Source organism: Streptomyces sp. NPDC043870 (assembly GCF_056435785.1).
On sequence record NZ_JBWKDT010000010.1, the window covers coordinates 42,285 to 65,016 of the forward strand.

Consider the following 22,732-nt stretch of genomic DNA (forward strand, 5'->3'; position numbering starts at 1 on the left):
GCAGCGCCCCGGTTCGGGGGCGGTACGCTGCGGGCGTTGATTCGTACAGTTCCGGAGGAGACCCGTGCCCGAGCTGCCCGAGGTCGAAGTCGTACGGCGTGGGCTCGAAACCTGGGTCGCCGGGCGGACCGTCGCCGAGGTGGCGGTGCTGCACCCGCGAGCCGTGCGCCGGCACCTCGGCGGGGGCGAGGACTTCGCCGCGCGGCTCAAGGGGCAGCGGATCGGGGTCGCCCGGCGCCGCGGCAAGTACCTCTGGCTGCCCCTGGAGGACAGCGGCGCCGCCGTGCTCGGACACCTGGGGATGAGCGGTCAGCTGCTGGTCCAGCCGGAGGCCGCCTCGGACGAGAAGCATCTGCGCATACGGATCCGCTTCACCGACGACCTGGGCACCGAGCTCCGTTTCGTCGACCAGCGCACCTTCGGCGGGCTTTCGCTGCACGACACCACCCCCGACGGTCTGCCGGACGCCATCGCGCACATCGCCCGGGACCCGCTCGACCCCCGGTTCGACGACGCCGCCTTCCAGACCGCCCTGCGCCTGCGGCGTACGACGGTCAAGCGCGCGCTGCTCGACCAGTCCCTGATCAGCGGCGTCGGCAACATCTACGCCGACGAGGCCCTGTGGCGCGCCAAGCTGCACTACGACCGGCCGACCGCGAGCCTGACCCGTCCGCGCTCCGCCGAGCTGCTCGGCCATGTACGGGACGTCATGACAGCCGCCCTCGCCGTCGGCGGCACCAGCTTCGACAGCCTCTACGTCAATGTGAACGGCGAGTCCGGGTACTTCGACCGGTCACTGGACGCGTACGGGCGCGAGGACGAGCCGTGCCGCCGCTGCGGCACACCGATGCGACGGCGCCCCTGGATGAACCGGTCCAGCTACTTCTGCCCGCGCTGTCAGCGACCGCCGCGCCCGGCCCGTTCGTTGCCGCGCGTCCCGTCGTAACGCTCACGCGCAGCCAGTACGTCGGGCATCCGCCCCTCCACCAGCTGGATCAGAGCGAGCAGCCGCTCGGCCACCTCGCGTCCCAGCGGCGTCAGTTCGTAGTCGACCCGCGGCGGATTGGTGTGCTGCGCCTCGCGAAGGACGAGCCCGTCCCGCTCCAGCGCGTGCAGCGTCTGCGCGAGCATCTTCTCGCTCACGCCGTCGACGCGCCGCCGGAGCTCGTTGAAGCGGAAGCTCCCGTCGTGCAGGGCACCGAGCGTCAGGGCGCCCCAACGGCCGGTCACATGCTCCAGCGTGCCGCGCGACTCGCACTTCCGCGAGAACACGTCGAAGGCGATGTCGTGGTCCATGCGGCACACCCTACGCCGCAGCGCTTACCGCAGGGTTGCGCTTTCCTCGGGTGAGCCCGTCAGCCCGTCGCCCCCGGCCGTCCGGACGGTCCCCCGGCTCAGAAGCCGAAGTCCTGCGTCCACCACGGGCCGCCCTCGGCGAAGGACACGCCCACGCCGAGCGTCCTGTACTCGCAGTTGAGTATGTTCGCGCGGTGGCCGTCGCTGTTCATCCAGGAGTTCATGACCGTCCGGGCGTCGGCCTGCCCACGGGCGATGTTCTCGGCGCCCAGCCCGCTGACACCGGCCTGCGCGGCCCGGTCCCACGGCGTGTCCCCGTCCGGGTCGGTGTGGTCGAAGAAGCCGCGCCCCGCCATGTCCTCGCTGAACGAGCCGGCGAGCGCACCGAGTGAGGCGTCCGCGCGCACCGCGCGGCAGCCCACCTTTGCGCGCTCCTCGTTGACGAGGTCCAGTACCTGGGCCTCCACCGCGGCCTCGCCGGTCGGCGCCTTGATGCGGGACGGCTTGGCAGGGGCCGGCGAGGCTTCGCGCTCCGGGGTCCTGGTCTGCTTCTCCGGCGCCTTCGTCTCACGGGCCACCGGCTTCTTCGCCTCGGGCTCCTTCGACCTCGGCGTCTCCTTCGACGGCGTCGCGGACGCCTTGCCGGACGTCGAGGAGGCGCCCTTCGAGGGGGCCGCCGCGCGCTCGGGGGCGCGGCTCACCGTGGCGGAAGGACGGTCGGTCGGGGTGGCGGAGGCGCCGCCCTGGGCGTTCAGCCGGCCTGCGCGCTCGGCGTGCACCTGCTGGCCGCTGGTGCTCTCGCCTCCCACGGTGAAGGTGTCGCCGCCCGGCAGCAGACCGGATGCCACGGCCACGGCGCCCACCGCCATGGCAGCGGAGGCTCCGAGCAGTCCGGTACGCACGGGCACTGCGGCCCGCTTCTTCCGGCGGTGGCGTCCCATCCGCTCGTCCTTTCTTCCTCGACGTCAAACTCGACAGCATGTGATCTCACCCGAACGAGTGAGGCTCATTGGGTGGCGACTGTACGCGAGAACAAGGGAGGGCGATGTGATGCGAAAGGAATTGGCCCGTTAGCTTGCGTGCATGAATGAACATGCACGGCTCACCGCCTGGGTGCGCGGCCGAGTACAGGGAGTGGGCTTCCGCTGGTTCACCAGGGCAAACGCTTTGGAGATCGGCTGCCTCAACGGCTTCGCCCTCAATCTCGACGACGGCCGGGTGCAGATTGTGGCCGAGGGGCCACGTGAGAATTGCCACCGTCTGCTCGACTGGCTCCGCTCTTCCGACACGCCCGGCAGTGTCGATGGCGTCACCGAGATCTGGGGCGATCCGCGCGGGGGCTACGAGGGATTCGCGATCCGCTGATCGAGCGCGGATCGGCGGCCACGCGATGTGTTCAGATGACTGCCGCGAGCACGCATGTTCGGTGGGAATGGCCTGGTGGTTGCCAATAACGGTCCTGCCGTGCCAGGCTGCCGCAGTAAGGATGATCTCCACGCCCCCAGGGCCCTGTTGGAGAGCCGCCGCCGTGGGTTTCCGGCCGCGCGCCCCAGGGTGCCCGTGGATACGGGGCGTGATCGTGTTGACCGTCAAACTTTTTGGTGAGACGCTGGAAGCCCCGCGCACCTTAGCTGTTTGGCAGTACGAACCGCAGTCAGAACAAGCGCTGCCGAGCACCGCGGGTGCGAATCCCTCACGACCCACACCGCATCGGTCGGTCACTCAGTGTGGAGGACCATCCATCATGGCAAAGGCGCTTCTCGGTTACGTCGGCGGTTCCGACCCGCGACTCCTCGCCGAGATGCGACGGCTTCAGCAGCGCGTCCAGGACCTGGAATCCGAGCTCGTACGGATCCAGTCCGAGAACGACGCGCTGAGTGCTGCCGCCGCACAGCACCATGGCGAGTCGCTGCTCCAAGGCATCGACATCGACGTACCCAAGGGCGAGCCGGCGCTCACCTGATCACAGCCCCCCGTGGGGTCAGGTGAGAAACACTCTCGCAAGGCAGGTATGCATGCAAGGGACGCTTCGGCGTCCCTTCTTTCTTTGTTTCCTGGCTGTAGGGCTTCCGTTACCGTCTGATGTGCCCTGCATATTCATGGGTGAAACCGAAAGCGAAGGGTAGAGTCCGGCGGCGTGCACCTCAAGGCCCTGACCCTCCGCGGGTTCAAATCCTTCGCCTCCGCCACGACGCTGCGTTTCGAGCCCGGAATCACCTGCGTCGTGGGACCGAACGGCTCCGGCAAGTCCAATGTCGTGGACGCGCTGTCCTGGGTCATGGGTGAACAAGGGGCGAAATCCCTGCGCGGCGGCAAGATGGAGGACGTCATCTTCGCGGGGACGACCGGGCGGCCGCCGCTCGGCCGCGCCGAGGTGTCCCTCACGATCGACAACTCCGACGGGGCGCTGCCGATCGAATACGCCGAGGTCACCATCACGCGGATCATGTTCCGCAACGGTGGCAGCGAATACCAGATCAACGGCGACACATGCCGGCTGCTGGACATTCAGGAACTGCTCTCCGACTCGGGTATCGGGCGCGAGATGCACGTCATCGTCGGGCAGGGGCAACTCGACTCGGTCCTGCACGCGGACCCCATGGGGCGCCGGGCGTTCATCGAGGAGGCCGCGGGCGTTCTCAAGCACCGCAAGCGGAAAGAGAAGGCGCTGCGGAAGCTGGACGCGATGCAGGCCAATCTCGCGCGAGTCCAGGACCTGACCGATGAGCTCCGGCGTCAGCTCAAGCCGCTGGGACGACAGGCCGCGGTGGCGCGGCGGGCCGCCGTCATCCAGGCCGATCTGCGCGACGCCAGGCTGCGGCTGCTCGCCGACGATCTCGTACGGATGCGCGAGGCTCTCAGGTCCGAGGTCGCCGACGAGGCCGCGCTGAAGCAGCGCAAGGAGGCAGCCGAGGCGGAGCTGCGGGCGGCCCAGACGCGCGAGGCGGAGCTGGAGGACGAGGTACGCCGGCTGGCGCCGCGGCTGCAGCGGGCGCAGCAGACCTGGTACGAACTGTCCCAGCTGGCCGAGCGGGTGCGCGGCACGGTCTCGCTGGCCGAGGCCCGGGTGAAGAGCGCGACGTCCGCGCCGGCGGAGGAGCGGCGCGGCCGCGACCCCGAGGACATGGAGCGCGAGGCCGCCCGGATCCGCGAGCAGGAGGCGGAGCTGGAGGCCGCGCTGGAGGCGGCCGAGCGCGCGCTGGAGGACACCGTCGCGCACCGTGCCGAACTGGAGCGCGAGCTGGCGGTCGAGGAGCGCCGGCTGAAGGACCTCGCACGGGCGATCGCCGACCGCAGGGAGGGGCTCGCCAGGCTGAACGGTCAGGTGAACGCGGCCCGTTCGCGCGCGGCGTCGGCCCAGGCGGAGATCGGTCGGCTGGCCGCGGCCCGCGACGAGGCGCAGGAACGCGCGGTCGCGGCGCAGGAGGAGTACGAGCAGCTCAAGGCCGAGGTCGACGGGCTGGACGCGGACGACTCCGCGCTGGCCGGCCGGCACGACGCCGCCAAGCACGAACTGGCCGAGGCGGAGGCGGCGTTGTCCGCCGCACGTGAGGCTGCCACCGCCGCGGAACGCAAACGCGCTGCCCTGGCCGCCCGCCACGAGGCCCTCGCCCAGGGCCTGCGCCGCAAGGACGGCACGGGCGCGTTGCTCTCGGCCAGGGACACGCTCTCCGGCCTTCTCGGCCCCGCCGCCGAACTCCTCACGGCCACCCCCGGCTACGAGATCTCCGTCGCGGCCGCTCTCGGCGCGGCCGCGGACGCCGTCGCGGTACGCGACCCCGCCACCGCCGCGGAAGCGATCCGCCTCCTGCGCAAGCAGGACGCGGGCCGCGCGTCCCTGCTGCTGTCCGTGCCGGCGCAGGGCGCGGGCCCCGAGGCCGGGACTGCCGGTGCTGCGTCGTCCGCTCCCGTGGGGCAGGGGACCGAACCGGGCTCGGCGTCCGTAGCGGTGCCAAGCCAGGCGACCGGTCCCGTCGTGACGGAGTCCGCCCGGGTCGTCGACCTGGTCCGCGGGCCCGCGGAGCTGATGCCCGCGGTGGAGCGGCTCGTACGGGACATGGTGGTCGTCGGGACCCTGGAGGACGCCGAGGACCTGGTCCAGGCGCGGCCCGGGCTGACCGCCGTCACCGCGGAAGGGGATGTGCTGGGGGCGCACTTCGCGCACGGCGGGTCCGCGGGGGCGCCCAGCCTGCTGGAGGTGCAGGCAGCGGTCGACGAGGCGGCCGCCGAGCTGGCGGAGCTGGCCGTACGGTGCGAGGAACTGGCCGTACAGCAGCACGAGGCTGCCGAGCGGCGCACCGCATGCGCCGGTCTCGTCGAGGAGCTGGGGGAGCGGCGGCGGGCGGCCGAGAAGGAGAAGGCCGGTGTCGCCCAGCAGTTGGGGCGGCTCGCCGGGCAGGCGCGCGGGGCCGCGGGGGAGGCCGAGCGGACGGCCGCGGCTGCCGCCCGGGCCCAGGAGGCGCTGGAGAAGGCGCTGTACGAGGCCGAGGAGCTGGCCGAGCGGCTCGCGGTCGCCGAGGAGAGCACCCCTTTCGGGGACGGGGAGGAGGAGCCGGACACCGCGGCGAGGGACAGGCTCGCGGCCGATGGTGCCAACGCCCGCCAGACCGAGATGGAGGCCCGCCTCCAGGTCCGTACGCACGAGGAGCGTGTGAAGGGACTCGCGGGGCGTGCCGACTCCCTCGACCGCGGCGCGCGCGCCGAGCGTGAGGCACGGGCACGCGCCGAGCAGCGCCGCGCCCGGCTGCGCCACGAGGCGGCCGTCGCGGAAGCGGTGGCCAGCGGCGCACGCCAGCTCCTCGCGCACGTCGAGGTGTCCGTCGTCAGGGCCGAGCAGGAACGTGCCGCCGCAGAGGCCGCGAAGGCCGAGCGGGAACGCGAGCTGACGTCGGCCCGCGGCGAGGGCCGGGACCTCAAGAGCGAGCTCGACAAGCTCACCGACTCCGTCCACCGCGGCGAGGTCCTCGGCGCCGAGAAGCGGCTGCGCATCGAGCAGTTGGAGACGAAGGCCCTGGAGGAGCTGGGGGTCGAGCCCGCGGGCCTGGTCTCCGAGTACGGACCGGACCAGCTCGTACCGCCGTCGCCGCCCGCCGAGGGCGAGGAGCTCCCGGAGGGCCCGGAGCATCCGCGCAACCAGCCGCGGCCGTTCGTCCGCGCCGAGCAGGAGAAGCGGCTCAAATCCGCCGAACGGGCGTATCAGCAGCTCGGAAAGGTGAATCCGCTCGCCCTCGAGGAGTTCGCGGCGCTGGAGGAACGGCACAAGTTCCTCTCCGAGCAGCTCGAAGACCTGAAGAAGACCCGTGCCGACCTCCTTCAGGTCGTCAAGGAGGTCGACGAGCGCGTCGAGCAGGTGTTCACGGAGGCGTACCGGGACACCGCACGCGAGTTCGAGGGTGTGTTCTCGCGGCTCTTCCCAGGCGGCGAGGGCCGGCTCATTCTGACCGACCCCGACAACATGCTCACCACGGGTGTGGACGTCGAGGCCCGCCCGCCGGGCAAGAAGGTCAAGCGCCTTTCGCTGCTGTCCGGCGGCGAGCGTTCGCTGACCGCCGTGGCGATGCTGGTCTCGATCTTCAAGGCCCGGCCGAGCCCGTTCTATGTCATGGACGAGGTCGAGGCGGCGCTCGACGACACGAACCTCCAGCGGCTGATCCGGATCATGCAGGAGCTCCAGGAGAGCTCCCAGCTGATCGTGATCACGCACCAGAAGCGGACCATGGAGGTCGCGGACGCGCTGTACGGCGTGTCCATGCAGGGTGATGGTGTGTCCAAGGTCATCAGCCAGCGTCTTCGCTGACCCGGAGCCCGGAGCCCGGAGCCCGGAGCCCGGAGCCCGGAGCCCGGAGCGCACCGCTCAGCCCTCACCTGGATCTTCAAAGGTTGTACACAATACTCTGACGCCTTCGTTGCACGCGCACGAGCACCGCATCTTGACTTCGAAACTTGAAGGCATAGTCTCTGCAACGTTCCTTTTACCTTCAAGTGGTGGGCGGCGGTATGTTGTGCGCCACTGGAAGGGCTCGCCCCCCACGCCCGGCGCCGCTGCCGGGCGGCCCCAGGAGTACACGTGACCAGCACAGAGCAGGTGTCGCCGGAAGGCCGTAAGGCCCGGCCGGAACACCTCAGCCACGTCATCTTCATCGCGGCCGCGGCCGCGATGGGCGGCTTCCTGTTCGGCTACGACAGCGCGGTGATCAACGGAGCTGTCGTGGCGATCCGGGATCGCTTCGAGGTCAGTTCCGAGGCTCTGGCCCAGGTCATCGCTGCCGCGCTGATCGGCTGCGCCATCGGCGCCGCGACCGCCGGCCGGATCGCCGACCGCATCGGCCGGATCCGCGTCATGCAGATCGCCGCCGTGCTGTTCATCGCGAGTGCGCTCGGTTCCGCGATGCCGTTCGCCCTCTGGGACCTCGCCATGTGGCGTGTCATCGGGGGCATCGCCATCGGTATGGCCTCGGTCATCGCCCCGGCCTACATCGCCGAGGTCTCCCCGCCCGTGTACCGCGGCCGCCTCGCCTCCTTCCAGCAGGCCGCCATCGTCACCGGAATCGCCGTCTCGCAGCTGGTCAACTTCGGCATCCTCAGCCTCGCGGGCGGTGACCAGCGCGGCAAGATCGGCGGCTTCGAGGCCTGGCAGTGGATGCTCGGCGTCATGGTCGTCCCGGCCCTGATCTACGGACTGCTCTCCTTCGTCATCCCCGAGTCGCCGCGCTATCTGATCTCCGTCGGCCGAGTCGACCAGGCCCGCAAGGTGCTCCGCGACGTCGAGGGCAAGCAGGTCAACCTGGACACCCGGGTCGCCGAGATCGAGCAGAACATGCGGCACGAGCAGAAGCCCTCGTTCAAGGACCTGCTGGGTGGCAAGTTCCTCTTCCTGCCGATCGTCTGGATCGGCATCGGCCTCTCCGTCTTCCAGCAGCTGGTCGGCATCAACGTGATCTTCTACTACAGCTCCTCGCTGTGGCAGTCGGTCGGCATCAACCCCGAGAGCTCGTTCCTCTACTCCTTCGAGACGTCCATCGTGAACATCGCCGGCACGGTGATCGCGATGCTCCTCGTCGACCGGATCGGCCGCAAGCCGCTCGCGCTCATCGGCTCCGCCGGCATGGCGATCTCGCTGGGCCTGGCCGCCTGGGCGTTCTCGTACAAGACCGAGACCGGCGGCGTGGTCTCGCTGCCCAGCCTTCAGGGCACGGTCGCCCTCTTCGCCGCCAACTTCTTCGTGCTGTTCTTCGCCCTGTCCTGGGGTGTCGTGGTGTGGGTGCTGCTCGGCGAGATGTTCCCCGGCAAGATCCGCGCCGCCGCGCTGGGTGTCGCCGCCTCGGCCCAGTGGATCGCCAACTGGCTGATCACCGTGACCTTCCCGTCCCTCTCGGACTGGAACCTGTCGGGCGCCTACGTCATCTACACATGCTTCGCCGTGCTCTCGATTCCGTTCATCCTCAAGTGGGTGCCGGAGACGAAGGGCAAGGCGTTGGAGGAGATGGGCTAATCCCCGCTGCCCCTCTCCTCGCACCCGGAACTGCCCCGGCTCAGTCCTGGAGCCGGGCCAGTACCTGTTCGCAGAAGAGATGGACGCTGCGCCAGCCCTCGTCGACCGGCATCCCGCCGCACAGCGGATGCAGTACGAGACTGTCGGCGCCCAGGGACACGCACTCGTCCGGTGTCACCACCCGGTACACGCCCTCCGCCCGGAGCTCCGCCACGGTCGTCGCCGCCGATTTCACGGCCGAACGGATGTCCCTGGACTGCCAGGAGGCGTACGTCCGCGCCTCGTGCAGGAAGTGCTCCCCGTACTGCGCCCATGTCCGGTCCGGGTCCTCCGCGATGTGCAGCAGGGGTGTCTTCGCCGCCGGCATCATGCAGAAGCCGTCCGTCCCGTACTCCTCGCGCAGCTGGTGGTAGTACGCCTCCAGTTCGGGCAGGTGCGCGCTCGGGAAGAACGGCAGACCGAGCCGGGCGGCGCGACGGGCCGCCGGTTTCGAGGAGCCTCCGACCAGCAGCATCGGGTGCGGCTGGGTGTACGGACGCGGGGTGACCCGGACCGTACGCCCCTGATGGGCGAACTCCTCGCCGGTCCACGCTGCGAGCAGGGTGTCCAGCAGTTCGTCCTGGAGCGCGCCGCGCCGCTTCCAGTCGACGCCGTGCGCGGCGTACTCCTCGGGCCGGTAGCCGATGCCCGCGACCGTGACCAGCCGTCCCTTGCTCAGCAGATCGAGTACGGCGATGTCCTCGGCGAGCCGCAGCGGATCGTGCAGCGGGCCGATGACCGCGGAGACGGTGACCGCGATCCGGCGGGTCGCACCGAAGACCGCGCCCGCGAAGGCGAAGGGGGACGGCAGCCAGTTGTTGGCGGCGCCGTGGTGCTCCTCGGTCTGGACCGTGTCGACGCCGCGGTCGTCGGCGTACGCCGCCATCTCGAGGGCGGCCCGGTAGCGGGCCGCCAGGGACTCGGGTGTCGCCGCGGGGTCGACGAGGTTGAACCGTACGACTGTGAAGGCCATGCGAGACGTCCCCCTCCGCCGGGTGCCGGTAGCGGAGGGGGACGTTAGCTGACGTGGCGTCAGATGGAAACAGTCGCGGGCTCGTGCTCTTCCACGGGCTCGGTGGCGGGCTTCATGGCCTTCGACTGCGGCAGCACGGCATACGTCGCCGCCGCGGCGACGATCGTCGCCGCCCGGACCAGGCCGTTCACGCCGACCCAGGACGAAGCCGGCGGGCCCGCGAACCAGTCGGCCTTGGTGAGGAGCAGACCGAGCAGCAGGGGAGAAAAGGCTCCGTACGAGGGTGGGGGAGTAGTGGGGGCCGGGCTTGTGGCGCGGCCGGACCTCAGCCATCGTACGTTTGACACGAAAAGCCTGAAAAGTGAGCACCCGTATCGACAGCGGTTGGATCGGCCCACGCCATGGGCTGATCCAACCCCGGGTGCGCTGCGCACACCGAACGCCACCCGAGAAAATCGCCGATACCGGGTGGGTTGTGACTCCGCCCCGAAGGGCTTCTCGCCGCCCTGCGGGCCTGGCGACGGACCAGCCCGGCCCGCAGGGCACAAGCGCCCTCGCTGTGGGAAATGAAACCGTCCTACCAGAGGTCACGCATACTGGTCTGCGTTATGGAATTCCTCATCCTTGCCGTAGTCATCGCTCTGGTCGCGGTCGGCGTGATCAGCGGGCTCGTGGTCAGCAGCCGCAAGAAGAAGCAGCTGCCGCCCTCGGCGCCGTCCAGTACGCCGACCATCACAGCTCCGCCCGCCGAGCCGCATGTCGGCGAGGAGGCGGAGACACCGCGGGAAGAACCACGCCGCACCATCGAGGAGGTCGACCTCCCCACGGCGGAGGAGGCCGTCGAGACCCCGGCCGCCGTCGAGGACCCGGTCGTCGCGGAGCCGGAGGCTCCCGCGATCGAGATCCCGGAGCCGACCGCGGGCCGTCTCGTACGGCTGCGCGCGCGGCTGGCCCGCTCGCAGAACACGCTGGGCAAGGGTCTGCTCACGCTGTTGTCGCGGGAGCATCTCGACGACGAGACGTGGGAGGAGATCGAGGACACGCTCCTCACCGCGGACGTCGGTGTCGCTCCGACGCAGGAGCTGGTGGAGCACCTGCGTGAGCGCGTGAAGGTGCTGGGGACGCGTACCCCGCAGGAGCTGCGGCGGCTGCTCCGCGAGGAGCTGCTGAACCTCGTCGGCACCGACTTCGACCGGGTCGTGAACACGGAGAGCGATCTGGACACCCCGGGAATCGTCATGGTCGTCGGCGTCAACGGCACCGGCAAGACCACGACGACGGGCAAGCTGGCGCGGGTGCTGGTCGCCGACGGCAAGTCGGTGGTCCTCGGCGCGGCCGACACGTTCCGCGCCGCCGCGACGGATCAGCTGCAGACCTGGGGCGACCGGGTCGGCGCGCGCACGGTCCGCGGTCCGGAGAACGGGGACCCGGCCTCGGTCGCGTACGACGCGGTCAAGGAGGGCATCGCGGAGGGCGCGGACGTCGTCCTCATCGACACGGCGGGCCGGCTGCACACGAAGACGGGCCTCATGGACGAGCTCGGCAAGGTCAAGCGCGTCGTCGAGAAGCACGGCCCGCTGGACGAGGTCCTCCTCGTCCTCGACGCCACGACCGGTCAGAACGGCCTGGTCCAGGCCCGCGTCTTCGCCGAAGTGGTCGACATCACCGGCATCGTCCTCACCAAGCTCGACGGCACCGCCAAGGGCGGCATCGTCGTCGCCGTCCAGCGTGAACTCGGCGTTCCGGTCAAGCTCGTCGGCCTCGGCGAGGGTCCGGACGACCTGGCGCCGTTCGAACCGGAAGCGTTCGTCGACGCCCTGATCGGAGACTAGGCCCTGTCCGGGTGGATCTTGCTGGGCTCCAGCCTGATCCACGGACAGGCCCTAGGGAAACGACCGGGGAGACCTGGGGGTTCTGCCCCCGGGCCCCTGACCTCTCGGCCCCCGCCGCACGTGGTGCGGCGGGGGCCGAGACGTTGCGCGGCCCGCAGGGCTCGCGGTCGAGGGGCGTGGGGTGCCGCGCACCCCCGCGTTCACGGGCGGACGGGTGGGAGGGTCACGCCGCTGTCGAGCGGTGGCAGATGTACGCCAGGGTGCCCAGCAGAAGGCGGGCCTGGGGCGGGGCGCACGCGGTGTCGAGGGTCGGGGGGCGGAGCCAGCGGGCAGGGCCCAGGCCGGCGTGGTCGGAGGGCGGGGCCGTGATGTGCGCGCCGCGGCCCAGGCAGTGCAGGTCGAGGTCCGCGTCGTCCCAGCCCATGCGGTACAGGAGCTCGGGGAGCTCGGACGCTGCCCCGGGGGCCACGAAGAACTGGGCGCGGCCCGTCGGCGTCGCGCTCACGGGGCCCAGTGGGAGGCCCATCCGCTCCAGCCGGACCAGGGCGCGCAGTCCGGCCGGCTCGGCGACGTCCAGGATCTCGAAGCCGCGGCCCACGGGCAGCAGGATCGAGGCTCCCGGCACCTCCGCCCACGTCTTCGTCACCTCGTCGAGCGTGGCGCCCGCCGGCACCTCGGACGCGAAGTCCAGCGGATGCGCCCCCGGAGCTGTGCACGAGGAGTCACCGCAGGAGCACCGGCCGGCCGACGCCCTCGCGCCCGGGACGACGTCCCAGCCCCACAGCCCTGTGTACTCGGCCACCGCTGTGCACTCTGTCGCGCGGCCGCGACGCCATGAGCCGGGCCGGATCTCCCGGACCCCCCGGCTGCCGCCGATCGTGAAGCCCATGCCCCCTCCAACGTGTGAAGCTCGCCGGTGGTTACGACCTGGAGTCTGCCGGTGACACACCGTCGCCGTCGTTCCGCCTCGCCGGCGCACAGTGTTGTTCCGGGTGGTGCGTCCGGGTCCGCGCGCCCTGGCGCGCAACGCTCCACCCGACTCCTGATCGTCGTAGGTCAAGTGAATCGCGCCTGGCCTGAGGCGGGTTCATGCGCAGGGGTGGCGAATGGTGGCGTTTCTGGAATCGCCATGGCAGCACCAGTGATCGTAGGATTACTTTCAGTACACGAACCCGGGGAATTCTTCGCGCCCGTGGGTATGCCTGAGGCAACTCGGTTTCTTGTTCGATGGGCGCGACATCCAGACACAGGGCCGTAACTCGCGGCATTCTGATACGGGTTCGCGCATCGGAAACATCAGTGGATGGGGGCGTTCCAGTGGACGGCAGCGGCGCAGGCGGTACGAACGCCGGCAAGCGCCCGAACGAGCAGCTGGGCTCGTGGTTCCTGCGCAGCGGCTGGTCGAAGGGCGAGCTCGCACGGCAAGTGAACCGCAGGGCACGCCAGATGGGCGCGCACCACATCAGCACCGACACTTCGCGCGTACGCAGGTGGCTCGACGGCGAGCAGCCGCGCGAGCCGATCCCGCGCATCCTCAGCGAGCTGTTCTCCGAGCGCTTCGGCAGCGTCGTCGCCATCGAGGACCTCGGGCTGCGCACGGCACACCAGTCACCCTCGGTGTCCGGAGTCGATCTCCCCTGGGCGGGGCCGCAGACCGTCGCCCTGCTCAGCGAGTTCTCGCGCAGTGATCTGATGCTGGCCCGGCGCGGCTTCCTCGGGACCTCGCTCGCGCTGTCCGCCGGGCCCGCCCTCATCGAGCCGATGCAGCGCTGGCTGGTGCCTGCCCCGCCCGCGGACCCGGGCCCCCCGGAGTCCGCCGCGGCCGTCCGCCGCCCCTCCCGGCTCTCCAAGCCGGAGCTGGACCTGCTGGAGTCCACCACCGCGATGTTCCGCCAGTGGGACGCCCAGTGCGGCGGCGGACTGCGCCGCAAAGCGGTCGTCGGACAGCTCCACGAAGTGACCGACCTGCTTCAGGAGTCACAGCCCGAGGCCACCGCCAAGCGGCTGTACAAGTGCTCCGCCGAACTGGCCGAGCTGGCCGGCTGGATGAGCTACGACGTGGGCCTGCAGCCCACCGCTCAGAAGTACTTCGTCCTGGCGCTGCACGCCGCCAAGGAGGCCGGGGACAAGCCGCTCGGCTCGTACATCCTCTCCTCCATGAGCCGCCAGATGATCCACCTCGGCCGGCCCGACGACGCCCTGGAGCTCATCCACCTCGCGCAGTACGGCAGCCGCGACTGCGCGACCCCGCGCACCCAGTCGATGCTGTATGCGATGGAGGCCCGCGCGTACGCGAACATGGGCCAGCCCAGCAAGACCAAGCGGGCCGTCCGCATGGCCGAGGACACCTTCGCCGACGCGCTCGAAGCCGACGAGCCCGAGCCCGACTGGATCCGCTTCTTCTCCGAGGCCGAGCTCAACGGGGAGAACGCCCACTCGTACCGCGACCTCGCCTATGTCGCAGGCCGCAGCCCCACGTACGCCTCGCTCGCCGAGCCCGTCATGGAGCGTGCCGTCGACCTCTTCGGCGAGGACGACGAGCACCAGCGCTCGTATGCACTGAACCTGATCGGCATGGCCACGGTGCATCTGCTGAAGAGGGAGCCCGAACAGTCCACGCGCCTTGCCGAGCAGGCGCTGCACATCGCCAAGCGGGTCCGCTCCGAGCGGGTCAACACCCGGCTGCGCAAGACCGTCGACACGGCGGCCAGGGACTTCGGCGACGTCGCCGAGGTCGCCCATCTCACCGATCTGCTCACCGCGCAGCTGCCGGAGACCGCCGAAGCGGTCTGATCCGGCCGTCCCCCGGGACCCCGGCGCGACGGTCACCCCGAACAGCCCGACTCGGCCCCCCACGCCAGGTCAGTCGGGTGACCGTCGCGACCGGCCGGCGTACTCGCCCGCGCTGTCCGCAGAGGGTACGCGCGTGATGTTCCCGTGACCCTCCAGTTCATCGGCGCGTAACACGCCCGACCTCTTCGTCACTGCGGCGAAACATCGTGCGGCATCGGCGGAAACCGCGGCGCGCCAACCTCATGGCGCATAACCGGCCGACTCCAAGAGGCAGCCGCACCGGATCAGCCGAACCGGTTGCCCAGCCGCCCAGGCTCCCGCCCCGCACAGGCCGTACGACGACGAGGAGACGCCGATGCCCCCAGGCATCACGCTTGCCGCAGACGCACCCACGCTGTCTGCCGCCAACACCGGGTTCATGCTCATCTGCTCCGCGCTGGTGATGCTCATGACACCGGGCCTGGCCTTCTTCTACGGAGGCATGGTCCGCGTCAAGAGCACCCTCAACATGCTGATGATGAGCTTCATCAGCCTCGGGATCGTCACGATCCTGTGGGTGCTGTTCGGCTTCAGCCTCGCCTTCGGCACCGACTCCGGCTCCCTCATCGGCTGGTCCTCCGACTACGTCGGACTCAGCGGCATCGGGATCACCCAGCTCTGGGACGGCTACACCATCCCGGTGTACGTCTTCGCCGTCTTCCAGCTGATGTTCGCGATCATCACGCCCGCGCTGATCAGCGGCGCGCTGGCGGACCGGGTGAAGTTCACCGCCTGGGTCCTGTTCATCACGCTGTGGGTCACCGTCGTCTACTTCCCGGTCGCGCACTGGGTCTGGGGCGCGGGCGGCTGGCTCTTCGAGCTGGGCGTCATCGACTTCGCCGGCGGTACCGCCGTCCACATCAACGCAGGTGCCGCGGCGCTCGGCGTGATCCTCGTGATCGGCAAGCGCGTCGGCTTCAAGAAGGACCCGATGCGTCCGCACAGCCTGCCGCTGGTGATGCTCGGCGCGGGTCTGCTGTGGTTCGGCTGGTTCGGCTTCAACGCCGGCTCCTGGCTCGGCAACGACGACGGCGTCGGCGCGGTCATGTTCGTCAACACCCAGGTCGCCACCGCCGCCGCGATGCTCGCCTGGCTCGTCTACGAGAAGATCCGCCACGGCTCCTTCACCACCCTCGGCGCCGCCTCCGGTGCGGTCGCGGGCCTCGTCGCCATCACCCCGTCCGGCGGCTCCTGCTCCCCGCTCGGCGCGATCGGCATCGGCGCCATTGCCGGTCTGCTGTGCGCCATGGCCGTCGGCCTCAAGTACAAGTTCGGCTACGACGACTCGCTCGACGTGGTCGGCGTCCACCTCGTCGGCGGTGTCGTCGGCTCGCTCCTGGTCGGCTTCTTCGCCACCGGCGGCGTCCAGTCCGACGCCAAGGGCCTCTTCTACGGTGGCGGATTCGACCAGCTCGGCAAGCAGGCCGTCGGTGTCTTCGCGGTCCTCGCCTACTCTCTGATCGTCTCCGCGATCCTCGCCTTCGTCCTCGACAAGACGATCGGTATGCGGGTCACCGAGGACGACGAGATCTCCGGCATCGACCAGGTCGAGCACGCCGAGACCGCGTACGACTTCAGCGGAGCGGGCGGCGGGGCCGGATCCCGCAAGGCAGCCCCCGCCCCCGTCGACACCGTGGCAGCAGCACCGAAGACCAAGAAGGTGGACGCATGAAGCTCATCACCGCAGTCGTCAAGCCGCACCGCCTGGACGAGATCAAGGAGGCCTTGCAGGCCTTCGGGATCCAGGGGCTCACGGTCACCGAGGCCAGCGGCTACGGACGGCAGCGCGGCCACACCGAGGTCTACCGCGGCGCCGAGTACACCGTCGACCTCGTCCCCAAGATCCGTATCGAGGTCCTGGTCGAGGACGATGACGCCGAACAGCTCATCGACGTGGTGGTGAAGGCCGCCAGGACCGGCAAGATCGGAGACGGCAAGGTGTGGAGCGTGCCGGTCGAGACCGCGGTCCGGGTACGGACCGGCGAACGCGGCCCGGACGCGCTGTAGACAGGAGTTGCTGGGTGACGAGCCTCGATGTGACCACGGAAACCGAAGACTCGGGACCCAGCGGCTATGCGGCGGCCCGGCTGCGCCTCCTCCAGGAGAAGGCGCAGTCCGGGCCGCCGCGCCGTGCCGCCCTGGCCCGGCTGACCGACGACTGGCTCTCGGCGCTGTTCTCCGCCGCGGCGGAGAGCACCGGCGTGCGCGGCGCCGCACTCGTCGCCGTCGGCGGATTCGGACGCGGGGAACTCTCCCCGCGCAGCGATCTCGATCTGCTCCTGCTCCACGACGGCAGCGCCGACGCCGGAGCGATCGCGTCCCTGGCCGACCGGATCTGGTACCCGGTCTGGGACCTCGGCCTCGCTCTCGACCACTCCGTCCGCACCCCCGCCGAGGCCCGCGGAACCGCAGGTGAGGACCTCAAGGTGCAGCTCGGGCTGCTCGACGCCCGCGCCGTCGCCGGCGACCTCGGGCTGGTCGCCGGACTGCGTACCGCCGTCCTCGCCGACTGGCGCAACCAGGCGCCCAAACGCCTCCCGGAACTCGACGAGCTCTGTCGTGAGCGGGCCGAACGGCAGGGTGAGCTGCAGTTCCTGCTGGAGCCGGACCTCAAGGAGGCCCGCGGCGGGCTGCGTGACGCCACCGCCCTGCGCGCCGTCGCCGCGTCCTGGCTCGCCGACGCCCCCCGCGAAGGGCTCACGGAGGCGCGCCGGGTGCTCCTCGACACCCGCGACGCGCTGCACCTCACGACGGGCCGGGCCACCGACCGGCTCGCTCTCCAGGAACAGGAACAGGTCGCCGGCGAACTCGGCCTGCTGGACGCCGACGCACTGCTGCGGCAGGTGTACGAGGCCGCGCGGACCGTCTCGTACGCCTCCGACGTCACCTGGCGCGAGGTGAACCGGGTACTCAAGGCCCGGTCCGTACGGCCGCGCCTGCGCACCATGCTCGGCGCCGGACGGCGTCCGGAGCCCGAGCGCACCCCGCTCGCCGAGGGCGTCGTCGAGATGGACGGCGAGGTCGTCCTCGCCCGCACCGCCAGGCCGGAGCGCGACCCGGTGCTGCCCCTGCGCGCGGCTGCCGCCGCGGCCCAGTCCGGCCTGCCGGTCTCCCTGCACGCCGTACGCCACCTCGCCGCGGCCGCCAAGCCGATGCCCGTGCCCTGGCCCGCCGACGCGCGGGAGGAGCTCGTCACCCTCCTCGGCGCAGGCGAGTCCACCGTCGCCGTATGGGAGGCCCTGGAGGCCGAGGGTCTGATCACCCGGCTGCTGCCGGACTGGGAGCGCGTGCGGTGCCGTCCGCAGCGCAACCCCGTGCACACCTGGACCGTCGACCGCCACCTCGTCGAGGCCGCCGTCCGTGCCTCCGCCCTCACCCGCCGCGTCGGCCGCCCCGACCTGCTGCTCGTCGCGGCCCTGCTCCACGACATCGGCAAGGGCTGGCCGGGCGACCACTCGGTCGCCGGGGAGATCATCGCCCGCGACGTCGCCACCCGGATCGGCTTCGACAAACACGATGTGGGCGTCATCGCCACCCTCGTACGCCATCACCTGCTGCTTATCGAGACCGCGACCCGGCGCGATCTCGACGACCCCGCGACCGTGCGATCGGTCGCCTCGGTCGTCGGATCGCTGAGCACTCTGGAGCTGCTGCACGCCCTCACCGAGGCCGACGCGCTCGCCACTGGGCCCGCCGCGTGGTCGTCCTGGCGCGGTTCGCTCGTCGCCGACCTGGTGAAACGCGTCGCCGGCGTGCTCGCGGGCGAGGCCCCCGCCGAACCGGAGCCCGCGGCCCCGAGCGCCGAGCAGGAGCGGCTCGCCATCGAGGCGCTGCGCACGGGGGGACCCGTGCTCGCCCTGCACGCGCAGGCCGAGACCCCGCAGCCGGAGGGCGAACCGGAACCGGTCGGCGTGGAGCTGCTCATCGCCGTGCCCGACCAGCCGGGCGTGCTGCCCGCCGTCGCCGGCGTCCTCGCCCTGCACCGGCTCACCGTCCGCGCGGCCGACCTGCGCGCCATCGAGCTGCCCGGCGAGGTGGGGCCCGGGGCCGTACTCGTACTGAACTGGCGGGTCGCGGCCGCGTACGGCTCGCTGCCGCAGGCCGCCCGGCTCCGCGTCGATCTCGTGCGCGCCCTCGACGGCTCGCTGGACATCCCGGCCAGACTGGCCGAGCGCGAAGCCGCCTATCCGCGCCGGAGAGGCGCCCAGGCACCGCCGCCCCGGGTCACCGTCGCCCCGGCCGCCTCCCGGCTCGCCACCGTGATCGAGGTCCGCGCCCAGGACGCTCCCGGGCTGCTGCACCGCATCGGTCACGCCCTCGAATCCGCGGCGGTCCGGGTACGCAGCGCACATGTGTCCACGCTCGGTGCCAATGCCGTGGATGCGTTCTACGTCACAGGCCCCGAAGGGGCTCCACTGCCGTCCGGGGAGGCCGCTGACGTGGCCCGCACGCTCGAAGCGACCCTGCGCGGGTGACGGGCCCCGAGCGGGCGGGTGGACAGGGGGCAGACCCCATCCCACACGTGCGGATACCCTTGGGAGACATCTGTCCGCCCGCCCCCGAGACCTGAGGATCCGCGACCGCCGTGTTCGACACCCTCTCCGACCGCCTTGCAGCGACATTCAAGAACCTCCGGGGCAAGGGCCGCCTGTCCGAGGCGGACATCGACGCCACGGCGCGCGAGATCCGTATCGCGCTGCTCGAGGCGGACGTGGCGCTGCCCGTCGTGCGTGCCTTCATCAAGCAGGTCAAGGAGCGCGCGCTGGGCTCCGAGGTGTCCCAGGCGCTGAACCCGGCCCAGCAGGTCATCAAGATCGTCAACGAGGAGCTCATCGGCATCCTCGGCGGCGAGACCCGCCGGCTGCGCTTCTCCAAGCAGCCGCCGACCGTGATCATGCTCGCGGGTCTGCAGGGTGCCGGTAAGACGACCCTGGCCGGAAAGCTCGGTCTCTGGCTCAAGGGCCAGGGCCACTCCCCGCTGCTCGTCGCCTGTGACCTCCAGCGCCCCAACGCCGTCACCCAGCTCGGCGTGGTCGCCGAGCGCGCGGGCGTCGCCTTCTTCGGCCCGCAGCCGGGCAACGGCGTGGGCGACCCCGTCCAGGTCGCCAAGGAGTCGATCGAGTACGCGAAGACGAAGGTCCACGACATCGTCATCGTCGACACCGCCGGCCGCCTCGGCATCGACCAGGAGATGATGCAGCAGGCCGCGGACATCCGTGACGCGGTCAGCCCCGACGAGGTCCTCTTCGTCGTCGACGCGATGATCGGTCAGGACGCCGTCAACACGGCGGAGGCCTTCCGCGACGGCGTCGGCTTCGACGGTGTGGTGCTGTCCAAGCTGGACGGCGACGCCCGCGGTGGTGCCGCGCTCTCCATCGCGCACGTCACCGGCAAGCAGATCATGTTCGCCTCCAACGGCGAGAAGCTGGACGACTTCGACGCGTTCCACCCGGACCGCATGGCGTCCCGCATCCTCGGCATGGGCGACATGCTCTCGCTCATCGAGAAGGCCGAGCAGACCTTCAGCCAGGAAGAGGCCGCCAAGATGGCCTCCAAGCTGGCGAGCAGCAAGGGCAAGGACTTCACGCTCGACGACTTCCTGGCGCAGATGGAGCAGGTCAGGAAGATGGGCTCCATCTCCAAGCTGCTCGGCATGCTGCCCGGCATGGGTCAGATCAAGGACCAGATCAACAACATCGACGAGCGTGACGTCGACCGCACGGCCGCGATCATCAAGTCGATGACCCCGGCCGAGCGCCAGGAGCCGACGATCATCAACGGCTCGCGCCGCGCCCGTATCGCCAAGGGCTCCGGTGTCGACGTCAGCGCCGTGAAGAGCCTGGTCGAGCGGTTCTTCGAGGCACGCAAGATGATGTCGCGCATGGCGCAGGGCGGCGGAATGCCGGGAATGCCGGGGATCCCGGGCATGGGCGGTGGCCCCGGACGCCAGAAGAAGCAGCAGAAGCAGGCCAAGGGCAAGCGCAAGAGCGGTAACCCGATGAAGCGCAAGGCCGAGGAGCAGGCGGCCGCGGCCCGCCGTGAACAGGCCGCCCAGGGTGGCGCGTTCGGCCTTCCGGCAGCGGACGGCGGCAAGGGCTTCGAGCTCCCGGAGGAGTTCAAGAAGTTCATGGGCTGACGCGCCTGAACAGCACGTGAAGAGGGCCCCGCGGTCACCGGACCGCGGGGCCCTCCGCCATGTGACGCCCCGGGTGGCGGGGAGCCGGGATCTGTGCGGTCATGGGCAGCAGAGTCCGGCCCGAGACCACCGGAGCAGGAGGGCAGGAGGGCAAGCGTGGCCAATTCCGTACCCCCGCGCGACCGCACCGACCAGCCCTGGCGCTCCGAGGGTGCGCCGCCGCCCCCACCGCCGAAGAGGAAGATGCCCGGCGGCTGGGTGGGGCTGGTCCTCGCCGCGCTGCTCGTCTTTCTCATCGCCTTTCTGGCGCTGTCGTACTTCGGGGAGAGCGATGAGCCGACGATCTCGTACACCGAGTTCAGCAAGCAGGTCACGGCGGGGAACGTCACCAAGATCTACGCCAAGGGCGACGCGATCCAGGGCGAGCTGAAGAGCGAACAGGCGCTTCCGGGCGGCGGCGACTACACCAAGTTCACCACCCAGCGGCCCGCCTTCGCCGACGACAACCTGTGGCAGCAGCTCACCCAGAAGGGTGTCACCGTGACGGCCGAACCGGTCGTCGCCGAGCGCGGCTTTCTCGTCAACCTGCTGATCTCGCTCGCACCGCTCCTGCTGCTCGTGCTCCTCTGGGTGTTCCTCGCGCGGCGGATGGGTGGGGGCATGGGCGGTGGGCCGCTCGGTCGTAAGCCGCCGCCGAAACCCGTCGAGGTGACGGTCGGCAGGCGCACCACCTTCGACGACGTGGCCGGTATCGACGAGGTCGAGGGCGAGCTCAGCGATGTCGTCGACTTCCTCAAGAACCCGGAGGCATACCGGAGCATGGGCGCCCGGATGCCCGGCGGTGTCCTCCTCGCGGGCCCGCCCGGCACCGGAAAGACCCTGCTCGCGCGGGCCGTGGCGGGCGAGGCGGGAGTGGCGTTCTTCTCCGCGTCCGCCTCCGAGTTCATCGAGATGATCGTGGGCGTGGGCGCCTCGCGGGTACGGGAACTCTTCGCCGAGGCCCGCAAGGTCGCCCCGGCCATCGTCTTCATCGACGAGATCGACACCATCGGCAGGGTGCGCGGCGCCGGCGCGAGCCTCGGCGGTCACGACGAGCGCGAGCAGACCCTCAACCAGATCCTGACCGAGATGGACGGCTTCACCGGCTCCGAGGGCGTCGTGGTGCTCGCCGCCACCAACCGAGCCGACGTCCTCGACCCCGCGCTCACCCGGCCGGGGCGCTTCGACCGCATCGTGCAGGTCAGCCCGCCGGACCGGGGAGGCCGCCAGGCCATCCTGGAGATCCACACCCGGGAGATCCCGCTGGCCAAGACCGTCGACCTCGCCCAGGTGGCCCGTACGACACCGGGAATGACCGGCGCCGAACTCGCCAACCTCGCCAACGAGGCCGCGCTGCTCGCGGTGAAGCGCCGCCAGAGCGAGGTCACCCAGAGCGATCTCTCCGACGCCCTGGAGAAGGTGCAGCTCGGTGCGGAGCGGCCGCTGGTGATGCCCGAGGAGGAGCGGCGCAGGACGGCGTACCACGAGAGCGGCCATGCACTGCTCGGCATGCTCCAGCCGGGTGCCGACCCCGTCCGCAAGGTCACGATCGTGCCGCGCGGCCGTGCGCTGGGCGTCACCCTCTCCACCCCGGACGCCGACAGATACGCGTACACCGAGGAGTATCTGCGCGGCCGCATCATCGGCGCGCTCGGCGGCATGGCGGCCGAGCACGTCGTCTTCGGGGTCGTCACGACCGGCTCGGAGAGCGACCTGGAGCAGGTCACCCACCTCGTCCGGGGCATGGTCGGCCGCTGGGGCATGAGCGAGCGCGTGGGCCGGCTCACCGCCATCCCCGGCGACGCGCAGGAGCCGTACGGACTCATGGCCGCCTCGGCGACATTGGACGCCGTCGACCACGAGATGCGCCGGATCGCCGACGAGTGCTACGAGAGCGCCTGCCGCCAACTGCGCGACAACCGCGACCGGCTGGACGCTCTCGCGGAGGCCCTGCTCGCCAACGAGACCCTGGAGGAGTCCGCGGCATACCGCGCGGCGGGCATCCCACGCCTCACCAAGGACGAGTCGGAGTAGCCCGTACCCGCCGGGCCGGGCGCTGCCCCCGGACCCCGTGCCCCGGGCTCCGCCGGAGC

Annotated in this window: 17 protein-coding genes; 12 read left to right on the forward strand and 5 right to left on the reverse strand. The window is 70.8% G+C overall.

What is annotated here, in order from left to right:
• Nucleotides 1-64 precede the first annotated feature (64 nt).
• Nucleotides 65-946: a bifunctional DNA-formamidopyrimidine glycosylase/DNA-(apurinic or apyrimidinic site) lyase gene (gene mutM / locus AC0699_RS15345; protein WP_478660041.1), complete on the forward strand. Its 882-nt coding sequence runs from the start codon at nucleotides 65-67 to the stop codon at nucleotides 944-946.
• Here mutM and AC0699_RS15350 read toward each other — a convergent pair.
• Nucleotides 898-1,296, reverse strand: a complete 399-nt coding sequence (locus AC0699_RS15350; RefSeq protein ID WP_478660043.1) for a winged helix-turn-helix transcriptional regulator — start codon at nucleotides 1,294-1,296, stop codon at nucleotides 898-900. The genes mutM and AC0699_RS15350 overlap by 49 nt on opposite strands.
• Before the next feature lie 98 nt (nucleotides 1,297-1,394).
• Nucleotides 1,395-2,237, reverse strand: a complete 843-nt coding sequence (locus tag AC0699_RS15355; protein ID WP_478660045.1) for a CAP domain-containing protein — start codon at nucleotides 2,235-2,237, stop codon at nucleotides 1,395-1,397.
• A 142-nt stretch (nucleotides 2,238-2,379) separates the two neighbouring features.
• Between AC0699_RS15355 and AC0699_RS15360 the strand changes: the two genes are divergently transcribed.
• From AC0699_RS15360 to AC0699_RS15375, 4 genes are all read left to right on the forward strand, one after another.
• Nucleotides 2,380-2,661 carry an acylphosphatase gene (locus AC0699_RS15360; RefSeq protein WP_453665913.1) on the forward strand — a complete coding sequence of 94 codons (282 nt, stop codon included), beginning with the start codon at nucleotides 2,380-2,382 and terminating at the stop codon, nucleotides 2,659-2,661.
• A gap of 379 nt (nucleotides 2,662-3,040) precedes the next feature.
• Complete coding sequence (locus tag AC0699_RS15365; RefSeq protein WP_453665914.1) at nucleotides 3,041-3,259, forward strand: hypothetical protein; 219 nt, start codon at nucleotides 3,041-3,043, stop codon at nucleotides 3,257-3,259.
• Nucleotides 3,260-3,433: 174 nt separating this feature from the next.
• The gene (smc, locus tag AC0699_RS15370; protein WP_478660047.1) at nucleotides 3,434-7,093 is read left to right on the forward strand and encodes a chromosome segregation protein SMC; all 3,660 of its coding nucleotides are present in this window, start codon (nucleotides 3,434-3,436) and stop codon (nucleotides 7,091-7,093) included.
• Between the two features lie 270 nt (nucleotides 7,094-7,363).
• Nucleotides 7,364-8,788 (forward strand): sugar porter family MFS transporter, encoded by a 1,425-nt coding sequence (locus AC0699_RS15375; protein WP_478660049.1) that lies wholly within the window; start codon nucleotides 7,364-7,366, stop codon nucleotides 8,786-8,788.
• 40 nt (nucleotides 8,789-8,828) lie between these two features.
• Here AC0699_RS15375 and AC0699_RS15380 read toward each other — a convergent pair whose 3' ends face one another.
• Both AC0699_RS15380 and AC0699_RS15385 read right to left on the reverse strand, forming a co-directional pair.
• Nucleotides 8,829-9,800 carry an LLM class flavin-dependent oxidoreductase gene (locus AC0699_RS15380; protein ID WP_478660051.1) on the reverse strand — a complete coding sequence of 324 codons (972 nt, stop codon included), beginning with the start codon at nucleotides 9,798-9,800 and terminating at the stop codon, nucleotides 8,829-8,831.
• A gap of 59 nt (nucleotides 9,801-9,859) precedes the next feature.
• A complete protein-coding gene (locus tag AC0699_RS15385; protein WP_478660053.1) occupies nucleotides 9,860-10,147 on the reverse strand; it encodes a hypothetical protein in 288 nt (95 codons plus the stop codon).
• Between the two features lie 261 nt (nucleotides 10,148-10,408).
• Here AC0699_RS15385 and ftsY point away from each other — a divergent pair, with 261 nt between their 5' ends.
• Nucleotides 10,409-11,632, forward strand: coding sequence for a signal recognition particle-docking protein FtsY (ftsY, locus tag AC0699_RS15390; protein WP_478660055.1), 1,224 nt, complete (start codon nucleotides 10,409-10,411; stop codon nucleotides 11,630-11,632).
• A 223-nt stretch (nucleotides 11,633-11,855) separates the two neighbouring features.
• Here ftsY and AC0699_RS15395 read toward each other — a convergent pair whose 3' ends face one another.
• Nucleotides 11,856-12,521, reverse strand: coding sequence for a bifunctional DNA primase/polymerase (locus AC0699_RS15395; protein WP_478660057.1), 666 nt, complete (start codon nucleotides 12,519-12,521; stop codon nucleotides 11,856-11,858).
• Between the two features lie 428 nt (nucleotides 12,522-12,949).
• Here AC0699_RS15395 and nsdA point away from each other — a divergent pair, with 428 nt between their 5' ends.
• The 6 genes from nsdA to ftsH all read left to right on the forward strand — a co-directional run bounded on the left by nsdA (nucleotide 12,950) and on the right by ftsH (nucleotide 22,673).
• Complete coding sequence (nsdA, locus tag AC0699_RS15400) at nucleotides 12,950-14,425, forward strand: transcriptional repressor NsdA (RefSeq protein WP_478660059.1); 1,476 nt, start codon at nucleotides 12,950-12,952, stop codon at nucleotides 14,423-14,425.
• 355 nt (nucleotides 14,426-14,780) lie between these two features.
• A complete protein-coding gene (locus tag AC0699_RS15405) occupies nucleotides 14,781-16,136 on the forward strand; it encodes an ammonium transporter (protein WP_478660061.1) in 1,356 nt (451 codons plus the stop codon).
• Nucleotides 16,133-16,471: a P-II family nitrogen regulator gene (locus tag AC0699_RS15410; RefSeq protein WP_242330074.1), complete on the forward strand. Its 339-nt coding sequence runs from the start codon at nucleotides 16,133-16,135 to the stop codon at nucleotides 16,469-16,471. Before AC0699_RS15405 ends, AC0699_RS15410 begins: the two co-directional genes overlap by 4 nt.
• A 14-nt stretch (nucleotides 16,472-16,485) precedes the next feature.
• Nucleotides 16,486-18,939, forward strand: coding sequence for a [protein-PII] uridylyltransferase (locus tag AC0699_RS15415; RefSeq protein WP_478660063.1), 2,454 nt, complete (start codon nucleotides 16,486-16,488; stop codon nucleotides 18,937-18,939).
• Between the two features lie 110 nt (nucleotides 18,940-19,049).
• Entirely contained in the window at nucleotides 19,050-20,600 is a 1,551-nt protein-coding gene (ffh, locus tag AC0699_RS15420; RefSeq protein ID WP_478660065.1) for a signal recognition particle protein, read from the forward strand.
• Between the two features lie 156 nt (nucleotides 20,601-20,756).
• The gene (gene ftsH / locus AC0699_RS15425) at nucleotides 20,757-22,673 is read left to right on the forward strand and encodes an ATP-dependent zinc metalloprotease FtsH (protein WP_478660067.1); all 1,917 of its coding nucleotides are present in this window, start codon (nucleotides 20,757-20,759) and stop codon (nucleotides 22,671-22,673) included.
• Nucleotides 22,674-22,732 lie beyond the last annotated feature (59 nt).

What these genes read in the sequence shown, in the direction of transcription:
- AC0699_RS15350 (WP_478660043.1), bottom strand. Translation starts at nt 1,296, where the DNA reads ATGGACCACGACATCGCCTTCGACGTGTTCTCGCGGAAGTGCGAGTCG.
- AC0699_RS15355 (WP_478660045.1), bottom strand. Translation starts at nt 2,237, where the DNA reads ATGGGACGCCACCGCCGGAAGAAGCGGGCCGCAGTGCCCGTGCGTACC.
- AC0699_RS15360 (WP_453665913.1), top strand. Translation starts at nt 2,380, where the DNA reads ATGAATGAACATGCACGGCTCACCGCCTGGGTGCGCGGCCGAGTACAG.
- AC0699_RS15365 (WP_453665914.1), top strand. Translation starts at nt 3,041, where the DNA reads ATGGCAAAGGCGCTTCTCGGTTACGTCGGCGGTTCCGACCCGCGACTC.
- AC0699_RS15380 (WP_478660051.1), bottom strand. Translation starts at nt 9,800, where the DNA reads ATGGCCTTCACAGTCGTACGGTTCAACCTCGTCGACCCCGCGGCGACA.
- ftsY (WP_478660055.1), top strand. Translation starts at nt 10,409, where the DNA reads ATGGAATTCCTCATCCTTGCCGTAGTCATCGCTCTGGTCGCGGTCGGC.
- AC0699_RS15395 (WP_478660057.1), bottom strand. Translation starts at nt 12,521, where the DNA reads ATGGGCTTCACGATCGGCGGCAGCCGGGGGGTCCGGGAGATCCGGCCC.
- AC0699_RS15405 (WP_478660061.1), top strand. Translation starts at nt 14,781, where the DNA reads ATGCCCCCAGGCATCACGCTTGCCGCAGACGCACCCACGCTGTCTGCC.
- AC0699_RS15410 (WP_242330074.1), top strand. Translation starts at nt 16,133, where the DNA reads ATGAAGCTCATCACCGCAGTCGTCAAGCCGCACCGCCTGGACGAGATC.